Source organism: Alsobacter sp. SYSU BS001988, from assembly GCF_054796215.1.
In genome coordinates this window covers 93,283-114,380 of the sequence record NZ_JBTAMK010000005.1, presented here as the reverse complement: position 1 = coordinate 114,380, position 21,098 = coordinate 93,283, and the positions used below count along the sequence as shown (strand labels likewise).

The following is a 21,098-nucleotide window of genomic DNA, read 5'->3' as shown; positions in this document are numbered from 1 at the left end:
GAAACCCTGGGGAGGGGGTCAGGATTGGTTAACCAAGACGGTCCTATAGCCTATGAACCGGAAGTGGCACGACGCGCCGGAGGCCTCATGGCCGCCCCTTCCGAGGCGTAGCTTGATGCGGATCGCGGAGGGAAGGTCAGCATGCCTCGAGACCGGTGGAGACGGCTGAAGCTCCTGGCCCTTGGCGTCCCGGGGCTCTCCGCGGCGCTCGCGCTCGGTTCGCCGTCGTCCATGGCCGGACCGGCTCCGTCCGGCCCGCCCGCGCCAGTCGCCATCGAGGCGCAGCTCTCGGGCGACGCCGCCGCCACCAAGCTCGTTTTCACCCTGTCGTCGACGATCAATCCCACCGTGAAGACGCTGGAGAAGCCGGACCGCATCGTCCTGGATCTCGCAGAAGTGAACTTCCAGCTCCCGGCCGAGACGGGGCGCAAGTCGCGCGGGCTGGTGAAGTCCTTCCGCTATGGGCTGATCGGTCCCGGGCGGTCGCGCGTGGTGATCGAACTCGCCGGACCCGCGACCGTCGCCCGCACCTCCAACGAGAGCGTGATGGAGGGGGCCGCGAACGCCTTCGTGATCGAGCTTCGCCGCACGGACCGGGACAGCTTCGCCAAGGCGGCCGCGGCCGACCGCTCCTCCAGCGCCGAGCCGCCGCTGCGGCTCGCCCAGGGCGCCGCCGCCGACCATCGTCCCGTGGTGGTGCTGGATCCGGGGCATGGCGGGATCGACACCGGGGCGATCGGCATCGGCCACACGGTGGAGAAGGACGTCGTCTTCGCCTTCACGCAGGAGCTGAAGGCCAAGCTGGAGAAGTCCGGCCGGTTCCGGGTGGTGGTGACGCGCGACACGGACGAGTTCATCTCGTTGCGCGACCGCGTGCGCATCGCGCAGGCCAACAACGCCAGCCTCTTCGTCTCCATCCACGCCGACACGCTGCAGGCCAGCCCCGAGGTGAGGGGGCTGACGGTCTACACCAACGCCGACCGGGCCTCCGACGCGGAGGCGGCGCGCCTCGCCGACACCGAGAACAAGGCCGACAGCCTCGCCGGCGTCGATTCGGAAAGCGCGACCGAGGAGGTCGCCGGCATCCTGGGCGAGCTCACCCGGCGCGAAACCCGGACCTACTCGCACCTCTTCGCCCGCACCCTGGTGGGCAAGATCACCGCGGCCTCGAAACTGAACAAGAACCCGCATCGCTCGGCGGGCTTCTGGGTGCTGCGCGCGCCCGACGTTCCGTCCGTCCTCGTCGAGCTCGGCTATCTCTCCAGCAAGAGCGACGTCGAATTGCTGACGGCCCAAGGCTGGCGCGACAAGGCCACCGATTCGATCTCCGCCGCCATCACAGGGTTCCTGTCGCCGCGGATCGTGCAACAAAGCCAGGTGGCGACGCCTTGATCTCGGCGAATTGTCGCGTTTAAACCACATGGGCGCGTCACGGACGTGACGAAGCCCTGTTTGCTGGTGTGCGTCGCCGAGGGGACGTGTAAAGATCCCGAGAGCGCATTCGCGGCGGCGACGCTCCGTTCCGCTGTGCGGGGCGGTCCGCCGCATCGAGGCGAGGGCGGCCTGCGGACGCCCGGCTCGACGACGATCGTGAGGAGGCGGGTCTGGCCCGGAACGTTGGTTCCGGCCGACCGGATGGGCCCCGGCCCGAAACTGCAAGGCGGACGGCGCAACCGATGCGGTATGTACTTCGGCTGATCGGATTGATGTTCACCGCGGGGGCGATCCTGTTCCTGATCGGGGCCGCCGGCGCAGGCTTCGTTCTTTGGAAATATTCGCAGGACCTGCCGGACTACACCCAGCTCGCCAACCACGAGCCGGCCGTGATGACCCGCATGCACGCCGGCGACGGCAGCCTGCTGGCGGAATACTCGCGCGAACGGCGGATGTTCATCCCCATCCAGGCCGTCCCCAAGCTCGTCGTCGCCTCGTTCCTGTCCGCCGAGGACAAGAACTTCTACAAGCACCAGGGCGTCGACCCCGAGGGCATCGCCCGCGCCGGCGTCTATTTCTTCAAGCGCGACAAGGGCTCGCGGCCGCAGGGCGCGTCCACCATCACCCAGCAGGTGGCCAAGAACTTCCTGCTCACGAACGAGCAGACCTTCGATCGCAAGATCAAGGAGATCCTGCTCGCGCTGCGGATCGAGTCGACCTACACGAAGGACAAGATCCTCGAGCTGTACCTGAACGAGATCTATCTCGGCCTCGGCAATTACGGCGTCGCGGCCGCCGCGCTGAACTACTACGGCAAGTCCGTCCACGAGCTCACTTTGGCCGAGACCGCTTATCTGGCGGCGCTGCCGAAGGCGCCGAGCGATCTCCACCCCTTCCGCAACCGCGACCGCGCGGTGGAGCGCCGCAACTACGTCGTCGACCGCATGGTCGAGAACGGCTACGTCTCCCGCGAGGACGGCGAGAAGGCGAAGAAGGAGCCGCTCAACGTCAATCCGCGCTCGCTGTCGCCGAACTCCTACGCGGCGGGGTTCTTCGCCGAGGAAGTCCGGCGCGAGCTCGCCGAGCGCTACGGCGAGAAGAAGCTCTACGAGGGCGGTCTGTCCGTCCGCACCACGCTCGACCCCAAGATGCAGCTGATGGCGCGCAAGACGCTGGCCGACGGCCTCGTGCGCTACGACGAGGCGCATGGCTGGCGCGGCGCGATCCAGCGACTCGACATCGCCGGCAAGGACTGGGGCGTCCCGCTCGGCGAGGTTCCGGCGCTGGGCGACGTCCAGCCCTGGCGGCTCGCCGTGGTGATCGACGTGAACGGCGACACGGCCCGCATCGGCCTGCAGCCCCGCCGCGAGCCTTCGGGCCAGCTGGAGCGCGAGCGCGAGACCGGGACGCTGACGAATGACGGGGCGAAATGGACCCGCAAGCCCGTCCGGCAGCTCGTGACCGCCGGCGACGTGATCTATGTCGAACCGCAGGAGCGCGGCCAGTTCCGGCTGCGCCAGCTGCCGGAGATCTCCGGCGCGCTCGTGGCGATGGACCCCTATACGGGCCGCGTCTACGCCATGGTGGGCGGCTTCTCCTACGACCAGTCCAAGTTCAACCGCGCCACCCAGGCGATGCGCCAGCCGGGCTCCTCGTTCAAGCCCTTCGTCTACGCGACGGCGCTCGACAACGGCTACACGCCGTCCTCCGTGGTGATGGATTCGCCCATCGAGATCGACATGGGTCCCGGCCAGGAGGTCTGGCGCCCGGAGAACTATGACGGCAAGTCCGGCGGGCCGCACACGCTGCGCTACGGCATCGAGCACTCCAAGAACCTGATGACCGTGCGTCTCGCCCAGGACGTCGGCATGCCGCTGATCTCCGAATACGCCAAGCGCTTCGGCGTCTATGACGACATGCTGCCGGTGCTGGCGATGTCGCTGGGCGCGGGCGAGACCACCGTGATGCGCATGGTGACCGCCTATTCGATGTTCGTGAACGGCGGCAAGCGCATCAAGTCGACCCTGATCGACCGCATCCAGGACCGCTGGGGCCAGACCATCTACAAGCACGACGAACGCCAGTGCGTCTCCTGCGACGCCGAGAAGTTCAACGGGCAGAACGAGCCGAAGCTCGTCGACAAGCGCGAGCAGGTCCTGGATCCGCTGACGGCCTATCAGGTCGTCTCCATGCTCGAGGGCGTCGTCCAGCGCGGCACCGCGACCGTCGTCAAGGAAGTGGGCAAGCCCCTGGCGGGCAAAACCGGCACGACCAACGAGGCCAAGGACGTGTGGTTCGTCGGCTTCTCGCCGGACCTCGCGGTGGGCGTGTTCATGGGCTACGACAAGCCGCGCTCGCTGGGCAATTCGGCCACGGCGGGCCAGTACGCCGCTCCGATCTTTCGTGACTTCATGAAGCTGGCGCTGGCCGACAAGCCGGCGACGCCGTTCCGCGTGCCGCCCGGGATCAAGCTGATCCGGGTGTCCGGCGGGACGGGCATGCGCGCCGGGCCGGGGGATTCGGGAGGCTTCCTGGAGGCCTTCAAGCCCGGGACCGCGCCGCCCGACACCTATTCGGTGATCGGCGCCGGCGGGACGGGGGTCTCCCCCGAAGCCGACCGGGCCGTCGGATCGGGCACGGGCGGGTTGTACTAGGGCGGCCGAGGCCTCCTCCTTTACACCCGGGCCGCACGCCGCTACCACTCCGGCGACCGCCGCGATCGATCCGCCGCGGCTTCCTTCACCCCTAGACGTGAGATTTCCATGCGCGCCGAGATCGAAGCGCTGGTCGAGTCCGCCAAGCAGTCCGTGGGACTGCTGAGGAGGCATCTTTGACTTCGACGCAGCCACGAGACGCCTCGCCGAACTGAACGCGAAGGCCGAAGACCCCGAACTCTGGAACGACGCCGACGCCGCCCAGAAGGTGATGCGCGAGCGCACCGAGCTGGAAGACCGCCTGTCCTCCATCACGCGCCTGGAGCGCGAGCTGGACGACGCCGTCACCCTCATCGAGCTGGGCGACATGGAGCAGGACCAGACGGCCGTCTCCGAAGGCGAGGAGGCGATCCGCAACGTCCAGGCCGAGGCGGCGCGCCGGCAGATCGAGACGCTTCTGTCCGGCGAAGCCGACCAGAACGACGCCTATCTGGAGGTCCATTCGGGCGCGGGCGGCACCGAGAGCCAGGACTGGACCAACATGCTCATGCGCATGTACACGCGCTGGGCCGAGCGGCGGAAATACAAGGTCGAGCTGGTCGACATCGCCGACGGCGAGGAGGCCGGGATCAAGGGCGCGACGCTCTTGATCAAGGGCCACAACGCCTATGGGTGGGCCAAGACCGAGTCTGGCGTCCACCGGCTGGTGCGCATCTCGCCCTTCGATTCGAACGCGCGGCGGCACACCAGCTTCGCCTCGGTGTGGGTCTACCCGGTCATCGACGACCGCATCCAGATCGACATCAAGGAGAGCGACTGCCGCATCGACACCTTCCGGTCGTCAGGCGCGGGCGGGCAGCACGTCAACACCACCGACTCGGCGGTGCGCATCACCCACATCCCGACCGGCATCGTGGTCGCCTGCCAGCAGGAGCGGTCGCAGCACAAGAACCGCGCCAAGGCGTGGGACATGCTGCGGGCGCGCCTGTACGAGCGCGAGCTGCAGATCCGGGAGGAGAAGGCCAACGCCGAGGCCGCGTCGAAGACCGACATCGGCTGGGGCCACCAGATCCGCTCCTATGTGCTGCAGCCCTACCAGCTCGTGAAGGACCTGCGGACCGGGGAGCAGTCGACCAGCCCCAGCGACGTGCTGGACGGCAAGATCGATCCCTTCCTGGAGGCCGCGCTGGCGCAGCGCGTCTATGGAGGCGGCGAAGCCGTCGAGGACATCGACTGACGCCGAGGGGGGCCGGCGCGCTCAGCCCGGCCCCAGCCTGCTCGCCATCTTGAGATAGCGCAGCGGATCGACCGGCTGCCCGTCGATGCGGGTCTCGTAGTGCAGGTGAGGTCCGGTCGAGCGCCCGGTGGAGCCCACCCGGCCGATGATGGTCCCGACCTCCACCTGCTGGCCTTCCTCGACCAGGATCGCCGAGAGATGCCCGTAGCGGGTGGCGATCCCGGAGCCGTGGTCGATCTCGACCAGGTTGCCATAGCCGCCATACCACTCCGCCATCGTCACCTTGCCGGCGGCCGTGGCCCGCACCCCCGAACCCGCCTCGTCGCGCAGGTCCAGGCCCGTATGCAGGGCCATGCCCCGCGTGAAGGGGTCGACCCGGTAGCCGAAGGACGAGGTCTGCTCCATGTCGCCTTTCAGCGGACGGCGGATCGGGAGCGCGTCGACGACGCGCTTCAGCTTTTCGCTCTCCTGGAGGGAGATCTGGACGCGCGCCAGCAGGCTCTCGAAAGGTCCGGCGTCCTTGTCGGCCCGGACGGGCACATAGGGACCGCCCTGGGCCGGCGCGTTGGGGAAGCGGCTGGGCGAAAGCCCGAGCTCGGCGATCACGCTCTGGTAGCGGGATGCGGCGTTGCGGGCCTGGCTCTCCATCCTGGCGAGAGCCGCGACCTGGCTGTTGTCCAGAAGGGCGAGCTTGGCCGCGATGGCGCCCAGCTGGTGCTGGACGGGACCGGCCTTCAGGAACTCCTTCTCCGGCCAGGCGGCCGCGACGGCGGAGCCCCGGACGCCCGGGATGAGGGCGCCCGCGTCGGCGCTGCTGCCGCGCAGGGGCGCGGGCTCCATCACGGGGCGAGGCCGGGGCGGCTCGGCCGGCGCGAAGCCCAGGGCGGAGGGAGGAATGGGGCCGCCCTGGTTGCGGCCCGAGAAAAGCGGGAGGGGCTGGGCGGCGGACGCGGCCGCCGACGCCTCGACGGGCGGGATCCTGCTCTGGCCCTCCATCCGGGCGGCCAGGGAGGCAACGAGCGCCTGCCGGTTCTCCAGCTGGGCCTGGCGGGAGAGAAGCTCCTGGACCTTGCCCTCGAACGAGTCCTGGTCGACGAGCTGGCGGCTCGTGAGCCGGTCGATGCCCGTCCGGAGGGCGGCGATCCTGTCCTCGTAGGCGTATTGCATCCGGGTCTGGCGCGCCATCAGGCCGCCGAGGATGTCGTCCCGGAAGATCATGTAGGCCGTGGCCGCGATCGACCACGCGACCAGCAGGACGCCCAGCGTCATCACGGCGCCCACGGCCCACCGGCTGACCTCGAAGGAATGCGACAAGGACCTGCCGTCGACCGACACCACGATCGACGAGGAGGACGCCCGAGCCGACTTGCGCGAAGGATCACCTGTCATCAAAGACCTCGCAGGGCCGAACAGGGCCCTGCGATCATTAGAGATGCTTAAGGTTAATCAACCCGTAAGGCCGGAATTCGCTCAGGCGGACTTGGCCGCGGCGAGCACCTCGGCGGCGTGTCCGGGGACCTTCACCTTCGGCCAGACCTGCCGGATCGCGCCATCCGCGCCGACCAGCACGGTCGTGCGCTCGATTCCCATATATTTGCGCCCATACATGCTCTTCTCGACCCAGACGCCATAGGCCTCCAGCATCGCTCTCTCCTCGTCCGACGCGAGGGGGAAATCGAGGCCGTACTTGGCCTTGAACTTGTCATGGCTCTGAACGCTGTCGGCCGACACGCCGATGATCTCCGCATTCGCGGCCGCGAAGTCGGCCCGCAGAGCGTTGAACTCCATCGCTTCCTTGGTGCAACCCGACGTGTCGTCTTTGGGGTAGAAGTAGAGCACCACCGTCTTGCCCTTGAGATCCGCGAGCGAGATGGAGCTTCCTCCGTCGCGGGGCAGCTTGAACGCTGGCGCCTGCTGTCCAACCTGCAATTTTTCCGACATATCGCCTTCCTTTCGTCGAATCGGCATGACCCTTAGCGTACGGCTGACAGGCCGCGCCGGATGATTCTCGCTCGCGGGAGACGAGGCGTGTGTTCATCATGGCCGGACGGGGCATCGACGAACACCTATCACGAGCGCGAACCGAGGGAATGACCGCCGAAGGATCCAACATCGCCCGCCGCGTGGCGCGGTCGTGCAAGCGGGCGCGACCGGGCGAGGCGCGGGCGCGTCGGACGCCGGGCCGGCGGGTCGCCTGGGCGCTGGGCGCGTTGGCCGGCGTGGTCTGCCTTCTCGCGCTCGCCGGCGCGGGAGCCGTGGCGTGGCGCCTGCGGCAAGGTCCGATCGAGATCGACCCCTTCGTCGAACGGATCTCGGTCGCGCTGGAGCAGCAGTTCGGCAACGGCTTCGACGTCGACATCCAGCACGCCCAGCTGGAGTGGTCCGATTCGCCCATGCTCACCGTATCGGGCGTCACGATCCGCGACGCGCAGGGCAATCTGGTGGTCGCGGCCCCGCAAGCCGACATCGGCTTCGACATGGCCTCGCTGGCCATGGGCGGGCTGGTGCCGCGGCGCATCGACCTGATCGGTCTGGCGGTCTCGCTCACCATCGATCCGGACGGCTCCGTCTCGGTCTCGGCGGTCGGGTCGGACGCGGCCGACGCGCCGGCGCCGGTGCAGCCGACCGACACCAGCTTCGGCCCCGGAGCCATCCTCGACGCGCTCGGCGCCAAGTCGGGGCCCATCGCCGTGCTGGAGCGCGCCGGCGTCCGTGACGGGCGCCTGCGGGTGAACGATCGCCGCCGCGGCCGCAGCATCGTCTACGACAAGCTCGGGCTCGCCTATTCGCGGCCGAACGAGGCCCAGGGCCGCCTGATCATGGCGGCCACCGGCCCGTCCGGTCCGTGGACCATGGCGTTGACGATCGCGGGCCAGAAGGGCGGCGAGCGGACGATCGGCCTGACCACCGACAATCTCGCCGTCTCCGACCTGCTGGGCATGGCCGAGCCCGGCGCGATCCCGGTCTCGACCGACATGCCGATCGACGCGAGCCTGCGCCTGACGCTGGGCGCCGACAACGCCGTGGCCTCGCTCGACGGCCAGGTGACCGGCCGCAAGGCCATGGTGCTGTTCGACGACCCGGACGCCGAGCCCCTCTTCGTCGACGAATTGAAGGGCGAGATCGGCTGGGACGCGGGCCGCCACGCCATCCTGGTGAAGCGCCTGGAGATCAATGCGGGGGACACGCGCGTCGCCGTGGCGGGCTCCCTCACGCCGCCGGCGGCCGCCGGCGACTCCTGGGCGGTGGACCTCGTCTCGAACGGGGCGACGCTGGCCGGCGAGGGACCCAAGGACAAGCCGATTCCGATCGCGCAGGCGAGCTTCAAGGGCCGAATCCCGCTCGGCTTCGGCGGGCTCGCCATCGATCGGCTCGATCTCGGCGGCCCGGGCCTCGGGATCGTCCTCTCGGGCTCGCTGGGCCGGGTCGACGGATTCGAGGGGCTTCGGCTCGATCTCACGACCAGCCGGATGCCGGTGCGCTCGCTCCTGGCCTTCTGGCCGACCTTCATCGTTCCCGAGGTGCGGGCCTATCTGGTCGAGAGCATCCAGTCGGGCATGGTCGAGGCGTTTCGCTACCGCACCGCCATGTCGCCGGCCATGCTGGCCGACGCCGTGGCCAAGCGGCCGATTCCCGACGACGCGGTGGCGCTGGACACGACGGTGTCGGGCGGCGTCATGCGGGTCGCGCCCGGACTGGCGCCCCTCACCGACATCGAGGCTGTCGGGCGCGTGACGGGCCGGACCGTAGCGGTCACGGTGCGCCGCGCGGCCGTCGCCGCCGGCGCGGGCCAGCCGATCGCGCTCTCCAACGGGCGCTACGACGTGGCGGACACCTTCGCCAGGCCCACGGTGGCCAAGGTCGTCTTCGACGCGTCCGGGCCCGCGGACGGCGCGCTGGCTCTGCTGAGGTCGGAGGCCCTGCGGCCCTATTTCCCGGCTCCGGCGGACGTGGCCGGCGTGAAGGGCCATGTCGACTTCAAGGCGGCGATCTCCTTCCCGCAGCAGGCCGTCCTTCAGCCCTCGGAGGTCTCGGTCCAGCTGCAGGGCGTGGCTTCGGGCTTCGGCGCCGACAACGTCTTCGGCAAGGAGAAGATCGAGGGCGCGAACCTGGCCATCACCAATGATCGCGCCGGCATCCTGGTGAAGGGCGACGGGCGGATCGGCGGCAGCCCCGCCAGCATCGAGTTGCGGCAGCCGACGGGCGCCCCCGGCGAGGCCGTCGTCAGCCTCGCTCTGGACGAGGCGGGCCGGGCCAGGCGCGGGATCAAGCTGCCGCAGATCACCGGCACGGTCGACGCCAAGATCACCGTGAAGGACCTCGGCGCTCCGCGCGTCATCCCGCGCGTCGATCTCGATCTGACCCGCGCCAACATCGTCGACCTGCTGCCCGGCTGGGTGAAGACGCCGGGCAAGACGGCCAAGGCCTCCTTCAAGCTCGACGCCGACGCGGACGGGACGACCCTGGACGAGTTCACGCTCGACGCCTCGGGCCCCGTCTCGGCCCGCGGAGCGCTGCGCCTGGGCGCCGACGGGTCCCTCGTGGCGGCGAGGCTCTCCTCGCTGAAGATCTCGGCCGGCGACGACATGCGGGTCGATCTGGAGAGGCAGGGCGCCTCGTCCAAGGTCTCGCTGAAGGCGAGCTCCATCGACGCGCGCCCCGTGCTGAAGGCGCTCATGTCGCCAGGCGCGAGCCCCATGGCGGGGCCGGGCGATTTCGACCTCGACATCAAGGCCCAGAGCGTGCTGGGGCTGAACGGCCAGACATTTTCGGCTGTGGACGGCCGGATCTCGATCCGGGGCGGCGACTTCCGGGATTTCAGGCTGGCCGGCCGGTTCGGCGCCGCGCCCGTCGTGGGACAGATGGCGCGCGACGAGGCGGGACGCCTCGGCATCGTGATCGAGAGCGCCGACGCCGGCGACTTCCTGCGCTTCTTCGACATCTACCGGAGGATGCAGGGCGGGGCGATGCTGGTGCAGCTCAACGGCGCGGCCCCGCAGATGAGCGGGACCTTCGTGGTGAACCGCTTCGTGCTGCAGAACGAGCCGGCCCTGGCGCGAAGCGCGCCGGACCAGCAGAACAATGTCAGCTTCACCAAGCTGAAATCCGGCTTCGCGGTCGGCGGGGGCAAGCTCGTCATCCGCGACGCCACGATGTGGGGCCCGGCCGTCGGCGGCACGCTGGAGGGCTCGCTCGACTTCACCCGCGACAAGGCGGATTTCTCGGGCACTTTCGTGCCGGCTTATGGGCTCAACAACATCTTCAACCAGGTGCCGATCGTCGGCCCCATCCTGGGCGGTGGCCAGCATGAGGGGCTGTTCGCGGTCAATTTCCGCATCGCCGGCAAGGCCAGCCAGCCGACGGTGAGCATCAACCCGCTGTCGGCGGTCGCCCCGGGCTTCCTTCGCAAATTCTTCGGCGTCATGGGCGGTTCTGAGGTGACCGGCTCCGGAGCGCCGCCTCCGCCGCCGGTGTCGGACCGCTGAGGCGCCGTTAGTCTAGCGCGCCTTCAGCAGCACATGCTTCTTGCGGCCGAAGGAGAGCTTCACCGCGCCGTCCTGGTTCAGGTCCGCCTGCGAGATCGTGGCGCGGTCGTCGGAGACGGTCGCGTCGTTCACCTTGAGGCCGCCGCCCTTGACCTGCCGGCGCGCCTCGCCGGTCGACGGAACGAGCCCGGCGCGCACGAAGGCGTTGAGGACGCCGATCCCGTCCCGCAGCTCCGCCGCGTCGACCTCCACCGTGGGCAGGGTCTCGGCCGCCTGGCCCTCCTCGAAGGTCCGCCTGGCCGTCTCGGCCGCCTGGACCGCCTTGTCGCGACCATGCATGAGCGCGGTGGCTTCGGTCGCCAGCACCTTCTTGGCCTCGTTGATCTCGGCCCCGCCCAGCGCCACCAGCCGGGCGATCTCGTCCAGCGGCAGTGTGGTGTAGAGCTTCAGGAAGCGGCCGACGTCGGCGTCCTCGGTGTTGCGCCAGAACTGCCAGTAGTCATAGGCGGACAGCTGCTCCTCGTTGAGCCAGACGGCGCCCGAGGCGGTCTTGCCCATCTTGGCGCCGGAGGAGGTGGTCAGCAGCGGGCAGGTGAGGGCGTAGAGCTGCGGCGTGCCCATGCGGCGGCCGAGATCGATGCCGGTGACGATGTTGCCCCACTGGTCGGAGCCGCCCATCTGCAGGTTCACGCCGGCGCGCCGGTTGAGCTCGACGAAGTCGTAGCCCTGCAGGCACATGTAGTTGAACTCGATGAAGGAGAGCTCCTGCTCGCGCTCCAGGCGCATGCGCACGCTGTCCATCGACAGCATGCGGTTGACCGAGAAATGCCGCCCGACGTCGCGCAGGAAGTCGATGTAGTTGAGCTTGGTCAGCCACTCGGCGTTGTCGATCATGACCGCGTCGGTCTTGCCGTCGCCGAACCGGAGGAAGCGCGAGAACACGCGCTTGATGCCGTCCTTGTTGGCTTCGATCTGCTCGGGCGTCAGCAGCTTGCGGGTCTCGTCGCGCCCGGAGGGATCGCCCACCCGGGTCGTGCCGCCGCCCATGAGCGGAATCGGCTTGTTCCCGCTTTTCTGCAGCCAATGCAGCATCATGATCGAGATCAGGCTGCCGACATGCAGGGACGGGGCCGTGCAGTCATACCCGACATAGGCCGTCACCTCGCCCTTGGCCGCCAGCGCGTCCAGGCCCGCATAGTCGGAGCACTGGTGCACATAGCCGCGCTCCAGGAGCGTGCGCAGGAAGTCGGACTGGGGCTTGAACGCCGCGGGCTGGGTCTGGTCTGCCATGGGATCCTCTCGCGGCGGAGGTTTAGGAGGAAGAGCCCCGGCGCGCAACCGCGGATGGTTTCCGCGCCCTTGCTGAAACACCACGCTTTGAGCCGACTGCGAGCCATGGCTTTTCACCGGCTCGCGCCAGAATGCGCGCATAGGTAGAGCAAGAGCACTCCATGCGCGACATGATGGCGAGAGCTGAAACGCCGGTCGAACGCAGGCCCCTCCAGCGCGGGCCGGCCGACCACGGCGCCAACGGCGAGTTCTACGGGCTCCTGGCCAAGGCGGCTGCGGTCACGGGCTGCCTCCTGTTGGGGCTGACGGTCTTGGCGGGGCCGAAAAAGCCGGCCTCGCTGGGCGACGCCGCCTTCTCGCTGGCGCCCTTGCCGGGCCTTCGCGGCCCGACCGGTTTCCCGCTCGAGCCGATCACGGACGAGAGCTTGCGCGGACAGGTCACCGTCCTGAACGTCTTCGCGACCTGGTGCGGCCCCTGCAGGGCGGAGCATCCCGCCTTGCTGGATCTGGCGGCGGGGCGGCGCGTGCGGCTGGTCGGGCTTCTGTCCGCCGACAAGCCCGAAAATGGCTCGGCCTATCTCAAGCAGAACGGCAATCCGTTCAGCGCCGTCTCTGCCGATACGGCCGGGCTCGCCCGGCGGCTGGGCGCGAGCGCCTATCCGACGACGATCGTGCTGGACCGGAACGGCGTCGCGGTCGCCACGATCCGGGGCTCGCTGGACGCCGAGCGGATCCGCGACGTGCTCATGCCGGCCGTCGCCAAGGCGCGCCAGATCTAGCTCAGCCCTCCTTCGGGCCGAGGCGCTTGTCCAGGTAGGTTCCGACGACGCCCATCAGCTCTTCGGTCTTGTTCTCGAAGAAGTGGTTGGCGCCTTCCACCGTCTGGTGCTCTATCTGGATGCCCTTCTGGGTCTTCACCTTCTCGATGACGCTCATGACGTCCTTGATGGGCGCGACGCGGTCCTGCGACCCGTGGACGAAGAGCCCCGACGAGGGGCAGGGCGCCAGGAAGGAGAAGTCGAAGCGGTTGGCCGGGGCCGCGATGGAGATGAAGCCTTCGATCTCGGGCCGGCGCATCAGGAGCTGCATGCCGATCCAGGCGCCGAAGGAGATGCCGGCGATCCAGCAGGCCCGGGCTTCCGGGTTGATGGCCTGCGCCCAGTCCAGCGCGGCGGCGGCGTCCGACAGCTCGCCCTGGCCGTGGTCGAACGAGCCCTGGCTGCGGCCGACGCCGCGGAAGTTGAAGCGCAGCGCCGAGAAGCCGCGTTCGACGAAGCCGTAATAGAGCGCGTAGACGATCTGGTTGTTCATCGTGCCGCCGAACTGCGGATGCGGGTGCAGCACGATGGCGATGGGGGCGCCCTTCGTCTTCGACGGATGGTAGCGGCCTTCGATGCGGCCTGCGGGACCGTTGAAGATGACCTCGGGCATGGTGTTCTCGACCTCTTTTTCAGGAGCGCACGGGGCGTCGCGCCTGCGTCGCCCGAGGGAGCGCGCCATGGCCGGGCCTCGAGGGACGTTGCATGCGGGAACTGGAAGGCCCCGGGCCAAGCAGACCGGGCATTCTTCCAGAGCGTGGTTCGCGCAGCCCTTCGGCTTGACTCCGGCCCGCCGTCGGCCCACACTTTCTGTTAGAATTATTCTAACAGCGGAACAAAGCCGCACCGGAGGCATCCGGTCGGCCGAGCTTGCCGCTGTGGCCGCTTGTAGCACAAGCGCCGGGGTCGGTTGCAAGCCTTTGCTGCCGTGGACATCTGGCGATGGGCGAGGCGGACAACAAGGTCTGACCCGTATGGCTGGGGCGCAGCGTGCCAATCTCGACCACAACGCGACCACGACCGTGCGCCCCGCCGTCATCGACGCGGTCGCGGCGGCGCTGGCGGCGGGCGGCAATCCGTCTTCCGTTCACGCCGAAGGCCGCGCCGCGCGCGGCCGGGTCGAGAGCGCGCGCGACGAGGTGGCTGCCCTGCTCGGGGCGCCGGCGCGGGCCGTCTGGTTCACCAGCGGCGGCACGGAAGCCAATGTCCTGGCGCTGACTCCCTACATCGAGACGGCCGGCGAGAAGCGCCCGCTGGACAGGCTCCTGACCAGCGCCATCGAGCACCCTTGCGTGCTGGAGGGGGCGAGGTTCCCCCAGGACAGGATCGAGCGGATCCCGGTCGCCCCGGACGGCGTGGTCGACCTCGGCTGGCTCGAAGCCCGGCTGGTCGACATGGCGTCGAAGGGGGAGCGCGCCCTCGTCAGCGTGCAGGCGGCCAACAACGAGACGGGCGTCCTTCAGCCCGTGCGGGCGGTCGCGGACCTCGCTCACGCCCATGGCGGGCTGATGCATTGCGACGCCGTGCAGGCCATCGGCAAGGTCGGCTTCGACGTCGCCTCCAGCGGGGCCGACCTCGTGGCGGTGTCGGCCCACAAGATCGGCGGTCCCCAGGGCGTAGGCGCTTTGGCGGCGTCGTCCCCGTCGCTGCACATCGCCGAACGCGTGCTGCGCGGCGGCGGGCAGGAGAGGGGGCTGCGGGCCGGGACCGAGAATGCGCCGGGCGTCGCCGGCTTCGGGGCCGCGGCGCGGGAGGCGCGCCTGCAGGGCGCGGCCGAGGCCGCCCGCATGGCCCGTTTGCGCGACCGGCTCGAGGCTGGCCTGCGCGAGCTGGCGCCCGACGTCGTGATCTTCTCGTCGGGGGTGGAGCGGCTTGCCAACACCACTCTCTTCGCCCTGCCCGGACAGGCGGCCGAGACCGCGCTGATCGCCTTCGATCTGGACGGAGTCGCGCTGTCCTCCGGCTCGGCCTGCTCGTCCGGCAAGGTCCGGCGCTCCCATGTGCTGCAGGCGATGGGCGTCTCCGACGACCTCGCCGGCGGAGCCGTCCGGGTCAGCCTCGGCTGGTCGAGCGTCGAGGCCGACGTGGAAAGGTTCCTGCAGGCCTTCGAAAAACTGCGCGACGCCCTACATCTACGGCAAGGGCGAAGAGCAGCCTAAGCCGATCCCCCAACCAACCCCACGGCCCTTGAAGCCGTCGAGGAAGGAGACTGAAATGCCTGCCGTGCAGGAGACTGTCGAACAGGTCCGCGCCATCGACGTGGACCAGTACAAGTACGGCTTCATCACCGACATCGAGATGGACAAGGCCCCTCGCGGCCTGAACGAGGACATCGTTCGCTTCATCTCGGCCAAGAAGGGCGATCCGGAGTGGATGACCGAATGGAGGCTGGACGCCTACAGGCGCTGGCTGACCATGCGCGAGCCGACCTGGGCGCGCGTCGAGTACCCGCCGATCGACTTCAACGACCTCTACTACTATGCGGCCCCCAAGAAGAAGGAGGGCCCGAAGTCGCTCGACGAGATCGATCCGGCCATCCTGGAGACCTACAAGAAGCTCGGAATCCCGCTGCGCGAGCAGGAGATCCTGGCCGGCGTGCAGACCTCCAAGGTCGCCGTCGACGCCGTGTTCGACAGCGTCTCGGTGGTGACGACCTTCAAGGAGGAGCTCGGCCGGGCCGGCGTCATCTTCTGCTCCATCTCGGAGGCGATCCGCGAGCATCCGGAGCTGGTGCGCAAATATCTGGGCACCGTCGTACCGGTGACGGACAATTTCTACGCCACGCTGAACTCCGCCGTGTTCACGGACGGGTCCTTCGTCTATGTGCCGCCGGGCGTGCGCTGCCCGATGGAGCTGTCGACCTATTTCCGCATCAACGAGAAGGATACGGGCCAGTTCGAGCGCACGCTGATCATCGCCGACAAGGGCTCCTATGTGAGCTATCTGGAGGGCTGCACCGCTCCCCAGCGCGATGAGAACCAGCTGCACGCGGCCGTCGTGGAGCTGATCGCGCTCGAAGACGCGGAGATCAAGTACTCCACGGTCCAGAACTGGTACCCGGGCGACAGCGAGGGGAAGGGCGGCGTCTACAACTTCGTGACCAAGCGCGGCGATTGTCGCGGCGCCAACTCGAAGATCTCGTGGACGCAGGTGGAGACCGGCTCGGCCATCACCTGGAAATACCCGTCCTGCATCCTGCGCGGCGACAACTCCCGCGGCGAGTTCTACTCCATCGCGGTGTCGAACGGCATGCAGCAGGTCGACAGCGGCACGAAGATGATCCATCTCGGCAAGAACACGTCGAGCCGCATCATCTCCAAGGGCATCTCGGCCGGGCGCTCCCAGAACACCTATCGGGGTCTCGTCTCGGCCCACCGCAAGGCGACGGGCGCGCGCAACTTCACCAATTGCGACTCGCTGCTGATCGGCGACCAGTGCGGGGCCCACACCGTCCCCTACATCGAATCGAAGAACGCCAGCGCGATTTTCGAGCATGAGGCCACGACGTCCAAGATCTCCGAGGACCAGCTGTTCTACTGCCTTCAGCGCGGCCTCTCGGCCGAAGAGGCGACGGCGCTGATCGTCAACGGCTTCGTCAAGGACGTGCTGCAGCAGCTTCCGATGGAGTTCGCGGTCGAGGCGCAAAAGCTGATCTCGATCTCGCTGGAAGGCTCGGTCGGCTGACCCATCCGGTCACGGCCGGGGCCCGCCCGGCCGCCCACGGCTTCCGCCTCCGGCGTCGAAGTCGGCATGACGCTCTGAATTCAGGACTGAAACCATGCTCGAAATCCGCAACCTCCACGTCCAGATCGACGACAAGAAGATCCTCAACGGCCTCAGCCTCACGGTCCATGACGGCGAGGTGGCCGCCATCATGGGCCCGAACGGCTCCGGCAAGTCCACGCTGAGCTACGTCATCGCCGGCAAGGACGACTACGAGGTCCTCGACGGCGAGATCCTGCTGAACGGCGAGAACCTGCTCGACATGTCTCCCGACGAGCGCGCCGCCGCCGGCGTGTTCCTGGCCTTCCAGTATCCGCTGGAGATCCCCGGCGTCGCGACGATGACCTTCCTGAAGGCCGCGCTGAACGCCCAGCGCAAGGCGCGCGGCGACGACGAGCTCTCCACGCCCGACTTCATGAAGCGAGTCCGCTCCGGCGCGGAACGCCTTCACATTCCTCAGGATATGCTGAAGCGCGCGCTCAATGTCGGCTTCTCGGGCGGCGAGAAGAAGCGCATGGAGATCCTGCAGATGGCGCTGCTGGAGCCGAGCTTCTGCATCCTCGACGAGACCGACTCAGGGCTCGACATCGACGCGCTCAAGATCGCGGCGGACGGCGTCAACGCCCTGCGCGACCCCAAGCGCTCCTTCCTGGTGATCACCCACTACCAGCGCCTGCTGAACTACATCGTGCCGGACACCGTGCATGTGATGTCCAGCGGCCGGGTGGTGAAGTCCGGCGGCAAGGAGCTCGCGCTCGAGCTCGAGGCCAATGGCTACGCCGATTACCGCTCGCAGGCGGCCTGAGGCTCCCATGTCCCAGATCCCCAACGTCACTCCCATGCGGACGACGGCCGAGACCCAGCTGCTCGAGCTGTTTCCCACCGTGCGGGCCCGCCTCCCGGGCGACGCGGCCGCGCGCGAAAAGGCCTTCGGCGCCTTCGCGGAGGCCGGCCTGCCGCACAGGCGCGTCGAAGCCTGGAAATACACCGACCTGCGCGCCCTGCTGCGCGAAGCGGCCCCCTTGGCGGACGGCGCCTCGGCGGCCGCGCTCGCGGTCGCGGGCTCGTCCATGGGGCCGATCGCGGCCCTGGGCGGCCTGGTCGCCATCGTGGACGGGCAGTTCGCCCCGACCCTGTCGGATCTCGGCGCCGTGCCGGCCGGCGTGGAGGTGACGGGGCTCGCCGACGCCATGGGCGCCGGCCATCCTCTGCTCGCCCGCCTCGGCGCGAGCACGACGGCCGACGACGCCGTCCTGGCGCTCAACGGCGCGCTGATGAGCGACGGCGCGGTGATCCGCGTTCCCGCAGGCCTCAAGGCGTCTCAGCCGATCGTCGTCCGCTTCGTGCGGACGGGCGCGGAGGTCCGGTCCGCCTATACGCGCGTGCTGCTCGTGGTCGAGGACGGCGCCTCCGTCACGCTCGTGGAGACCCATGAGGGGCCGGCCGGGGTGGCCCACCAGGACAACACGGCCGTGGAGATCCTGGCCGGCGACGGCTGCGTGGTGAACCATGTGCGCCTGAACGCCAGCGGCGGGGGCGGCGTCGACCTGTCGTCGCTCGGCGTGCGGCTCGGCGCGGACGCGTCCTTCGCCACGCTGGCTCTCGCGACCGCGCCGGCGCTGACGCGGCATCAGGTGTTCCTGTCCTTCGCGGGCGAACGGTCCAAGGCGTCCATCAACGGCGCGGCCCTGCTCAACGGGCGCCAGCACGCCGACACCACGCTGGTGGTGAACCATTCGGTTCCCCATTGCGAGAGCCGCGAGCTGTTCAAGCACGTGCTGGACGGCGAATCGACGGGCGTGTTCCAGGGCAAGATCATCGTCGCGCCGCATGCGCAAAAGACCGACGGCAAGATGATGAGCCAGGCGGTGCTGCTCGGCGACAACGCCACGATGAACAACAAGCCTGAGCTGGAGATCTTCGCCGACGACGTGGTCTGCGCCCATGGCGCCACCTGCGGCCAGCTCGACGACGACCTGCTGTTCTACCTGCGCGCGCGCGGCCTGCCCAAGCCGGACGCCGAGGCGCTCATGCTGCAGGCTTTCGTCGGGGAGGCGCTGGAGACGGTCGAGGACGAAGCGGTCCGCGCCGTCCTTGAAAGCATCGTCGAGACCTGGCTCAAGGCCCGTATGTAGCTTCAGTCCCTCTCCGCCGTCAGCCCCGGCGGCCCGCGCAAGCGGGACGGCAAGGGGCCAGCGGCGGGGACGGAGCGGATCCCCTTCCCGGCGCGGCGCGCCGCCGGGGATGACGGCGGAGGTGGTTCCGACCCTCCGTGCAAGGACGGATGGAGACCTATGACCTCAGCTCCGACACGGCCCTTCGATCTCGCGGCCATCCGGGCGGATTTTCCGATCCTCTCCAAGGAGGTCTATGGGAAGCCGCTCGTCTATCTCGACAACGCCGCCTCGGCCCAGAAGCCCCGGCAGGTGATCGACCGGATGGTGCATGCCTATGAGCACGAATACGCCAACGTGCATCGCGGGCTGCATTACCTCGCCAATGCGGCCACGGAGGCCTTCGAGGACGCCCGCGAGAAGGTGCGCGGCTTCCTCAACGCCGAGAGCACGGACGAGATCATCTTCACGCGCTCGGCCACGGAGGCGATTAACCTGGTCGCGTCCAGCTTCGGCCAGCTGGCGATCGGGGAGGGCGACGAAATCGTCATCTCCATCATGGAGCACCACTCCAACATCGTCCCGTGGCACTTTCTCAGGGAGCGCAAGGGCGCGGTGCTGAAGTTCTCGCCCGTGAACGACGCGGGCGAGTTCCTGCTGGACGCGTTCGAGGCGCTGCTGACCGATCGGACGCGCATCGTCGCCATCACCCACATGTCCAACATGCTGGGGACGATCACGCCGATCCGGGAGATCATCCGGATCGCGCATGCGCGCGGGATCCCGGTGATGGTCGACGGCAGCCAGGGCGCCGTCCACCTGCCCGTCGACGTGCGCGAGCTGGACGCCGACTTCTACGTTTTCACCGGCCACAAGGTGTATGGGCCCACCGGCATCGGCGTCCTCTACGGCAAGCGGCGCTGGCTGGACAAGCTGCCTCCCTTCAACGGCGGCGGCGAGATGATCAAGGATGTGACCGAGGCGGCGGTCACCTACGGGGATCCCCCGCACCGGTTCGAGGCGGGAACGCCGCCGATCGTGCAGGCCATCGGGCTCGGCGCGGCGATCGACTACATGCAGTCGATCGGACGCGACGCGATCCTGGCGCAGGAGAACGCGCTGCGCGACTACGCGCTGCAACGCCTCGGCGCGATGAACTCGCTGCGGATCTTCGGCCAGGCGCGCGAGCGCGGGGCCATCGTGTCCTTCGAGATGAAGGGCGCCCATGCGCATGACGTCGCGACCGTGATCGACCGGTCCGGCGTCGCGGTCCGCGCCGGGACGCACTGCACGCAGCCTCTGCTGGCGCGCTACGGCGTCACCTCGACATGCCGGGCCTCCTTCGCGTTCTACAACACGCTGGAGGAGGTCGATCGCCTTGCCGAGGCCCTGCAAAAGGCCGAAGCTCTGTTCGGTTGATGAGAAAGTTCCCACCATGAGCGAAGCCAACGACGTCAACGCCCCGAACCGCCCCGATATCGACATCCCGTCGGCGCTGGATCCGGCCGAGATCGACCGGCTGACGGACGACATCGTCGCGGCGCTCAAGAGCGTCTACGACCCTGAGATCCCGGCGGACATCTATGAGCTCGGCCTGGTCTACCGGGTCGACGTGGACGACGCGCGCAACGTCGCCATCGACATGACGCTGACCGCGCCGGGCTGCCCGGTCGCCGGCGAGATGCCGGGCTGGGTGGAGAACGCCGTCGCGGCCGTCCCGGGCGTCCAGTCCGCGAAGGTCAACATGGTCTTCGATCCGCCCTGGGACCAGAGCCGCATGTCCGACGAGGCGCGGGTCGCGCTCGACATGTGGTGAGGCCGCCCTTTGCCGGCGTGCATGCAGCATCCGCAGATCTGCGCCCTTCACAGGGCGCCGGCGCACGCTTACATTAGGCGTGACCTGATCCTGCCCGGGCCTTGAACCCGGCCGTCTAGGACGAGAAAGCCCCCATGGGAATGCTCCCGAAGCTGAAGGTCATGAGTCTGACGGATGCGGCGGCCAGCCGCGTCAAGGAGATCATGGCGAATTCGACGGCGCCGCTGGTCGGCGTGCGCGTCGGCGTGAAGAACGGCGGCTGCGCCGGCATGTCCTACACGATGGACTACGCCGACAGCGTGCGCCCCGGCGACGAGGTGGTGGAGGACAAGGGCGTCACCGTCCTGGTCGACCCCAAGGCGGTTCTGTTCCTGCTGGGAACGACGATGGACTTCCGCACCGGCAAGCTTGCGTCGCAATTCGTCTTTGACAATCCGAACCAGACCTCCGCCTGCGGCTGCGGCGAGTCGGTGGCGCTGACCCCGGCCTCTTCGGACCGGTCCGAAGCCGTCTCCCATTAAACCCG

Annotated in this window: 16 protein-coding genes; 12 read left to right on the top strand and 4 right to left on the bottom strand. The window is 68.7% G+C overall.

Annotated elements, in window-relative coordinates:
• Positions 1 to 141 precede the first annotated feature (141 nt).
• The 3 genes from ACYVO7_RS12135 to prfB all read left to right on the top strand — a co-directional run bounded on the left by ACYVO7_RS12135 (position 142) and on the right by prfB (position 5,325).
• On the top strand, positions 142 to 1,392 hold the full coding sequence (locus ACYVO7_RS12135; RefSeq protein WP_460450084.1) for an N-acetylmuramoyl-L-alanine amidase: 1,251 nt from the start codon (positions 142 to 144) through the stop codon (positions 1,390 to 1,392).
• Between the two features lie 284 nt (positions 1,393 to 1,676).
• Positions 1,677 to 4,088, top strand: coding sequence for a penicillin-binding protein 1A (locus ACYVO7_RS12130; RefSeq protein ID WP_460450083.1), 2,412 nt, complete (start codon positions 1,677 to 1,679; stop codon positions 4,086 to 4,088).
• A gap of 108 nt (positions 4,089 to 4,196) precedes the next feature.
• Positions 4,197 to 5,325, top strand: a protein-coding gene (gene prfB / locus ACYVO7_RS12125; RefSeq protein WP_460450082.1) for a peptide chain release factor 2 whose coding sequence is annotated in 2 segments (ribosomal slippage) — positions 4,197 to 4,265 and positions 4,267 to 5,325 — 1,128 coding nt in all. Because the reading frame shifts where the segments join, the coding sequence is not laid out codon by codon here.
• A gap of 21 nt (positions 5,326 to 5,346) precedes the next feature.
• On the opposite strand, the gene ACYVO7_RS12120 is transcribed toward prfB, so the two are convergent.
• Both ACYVO7_RS12120 and ACYVO7_RS12115 read right to left on the bottom strand, forming a co-directional pair.
• Positions 5,347 to 6,714 carry a M23 family metallopeptidase gene (locus tag ACYVO7_RS12120; RefSeq protein ID WP_460450081.1) on the bottom strand — a complete coding sequence of 456 codons (1,368 nt, stop codon included), beginning with the start codon at positions 6,712 to 6,714 and terminating at the stop codon, positions 5,347 to 5,349.
• 81 nt (positions 6,715 to 6,795) lie between these two features.
• Positions 6,796 to 7,266 (bottom strand): peroxiredoxin, encoded by a 471-nt coding sequence (locus tag ACYVO7_RS12115; protein WP_460450080.1) that lies wholly within the window; start codon positions 7,264 to 7,266, stop codon positions 6,796 to 6,798.
• A gap of 149 nt (positions 7,267 to 7,415) precedes the next feature.
• On the opposite strand from ACYVO7_RS12115, the gene ACYVO7_RS12110 reads away from it, so the two are divergent.
• Entirely contained in the window at positions 7,416 to 10,811 is a 3,396-nt protein-coding gene (locus ACYVO7_RS12110; RefSeq protein WP_460450079.1) for a hypothetical protein, read from the top strand.
• A gap of 12 nt (positions 10,812 to 10,823) precedes the next feature.
• Here the strand turns inward: ACYVO7_RS12110 and tyrS are convergent, their stop codons facing one another.
• Complete coding sequence (gene tyrS, locus ACYVO7_RS12105) at positions 10,824 to 12,101, bottom strand: tyrosine--tRNA ligase (protein WP_460450078.1); 1,278 nt, start codon at positions 12,099 to 12,101, stop codon at positions 10,824 to 10,826.
• A 161-nt stretch (positions 12,102 to 12,262) separates the two neighbouring features.
• Here tyrS and ACYVO7_RS12100 point away from each other — a divergent pair, with 161 nt between their 5' ends.
• A complete protein-coding gene (locus tag ACYVO7_RS12100) occupies positions 12,263 to 12,880 on the top strand; it encodes a redoxin family protein (RefSeq protein ID WP_460450077.1) in 618 nt (205 codons plus the stop codon).
• A gap of 1 nt (position 12,881) precedes the next feature.
• Here ACYVO7_RS12100 and ACYVO7_RS12095 read toward each other — a convergent pair whose 3' ends face one another.
• Entirely contained in the window at positions 12,882 to 13,532 is a 651-nt protein-coding gene (locus tag ACYVO7_RS12095) for an alpha/beta hydrolase (protein ID WP_406853569.1), read from the bottom strand.
• Positions 13,533 to 13,893: 361 nt separating this feature from the next.
• On the opposite strand from ACYVO7_RS12095, the gene ACYVO7_RS12090 reads away from it, so the two are divergent.
• From ACYVO7_RS12090 to ACYVO7_RS12060, 7 genes are all read left to right on the top strand, one after another.
• Positions 13,894 to 15,078 (top strand): cysteine desulfurase family protein, encoded by a 1,185-nt coding sequence (locus tag ACYVO7_RS12090; protein WP_460450076.1) that lies wholly within the window; start codon positions 13,894 to 13,896, stop codon positions 15,076 to 15,078.
• Between the two features lie 55 nt (positions 15,079 to 15,133).
• Positions 15,134 to 16,603, top strand: coding sequence for a Fe-S cluster assembly protein SufB (gene sufB / locus ACYVO7_RS12085; RefSeq protein WP_460450075.1), 1,470 nt, complete (start codon positions 15,134 to 15,136; stop codon positions 16,601 to 16,603).
• A gap of 94 nt (positions 16,604 to 16,697) precedes the next feature.
• Positions 16,698 to 17,447 carry a Fe-S cluster assembly ATPase SufC gene (gene sufC, locus ACYVO7_RS12080; RefSeq protein WP_460450074.1) on the top strand — a complete coding sequence of 250 codons (750 nt, stop codon included), beginning with the start codon at positions 16,698 to 16,700 and terminating at the stop codon, positions 17,445 to 17,447.
• 7 nt (positions 17,448 to 17,454) lie between these two features.
• Positions 17,455 to 18,777: a Fe-S cluster assembly protein SufD gene (gene sufD / locus ACYVO7_RS12075; RefSeq protein ID WP_460450073.1), complete on the top strand. Its 1,323-nt coding sequence runs from the start codon at positions 17,455 to 17,457 to the stop codon at positions 18,775 to 18,777.
• A gap of 159 nt (positions 18,778 to 18,936) precedes the next feature.
• Positions 18,937 to 20,175 (top strand): cysteine desulfurase, encoded by a 1,239-nt coding sequence (locus ACYVO7_RS12070; RefSeq protein ID WP_460450072.1) that lies wholly within the window; start codon positions 18,937 to 18,939, stop codon positions 20,173 to 20,175.
• A gap of 16 nt (positions 20,176 to 20,191) precedes the next feature.
• Positions 20,192 to 20,572, top strand: coding sequence for an SUF system Fe-S cluster assembly protein (locus ACYVO7_RS12065; RefSeq protein ID WP_460450071.1), 381 nt, complete (start codon positions 20,192 to 20,194; stop codon positions 20,570 to 20,572).
• A gap of 140 nt (positions 20,573 to 20,712) precedes the next feature.
• The gene (locus ACYVO7_RS12060; protein WP_460450292.1) at positions 20,713 to 21,093 is read left to right on the top strand and encodes a HesB/IscA family protein; all 381 of its coding nucleotides are present in this window, start codon (positions 20,713 to 20,715) and stop codon (positions 21,091 to 21,093) included.
• Positions 21,094 to 21,098 lie beyond the last annotated feature (5 nt).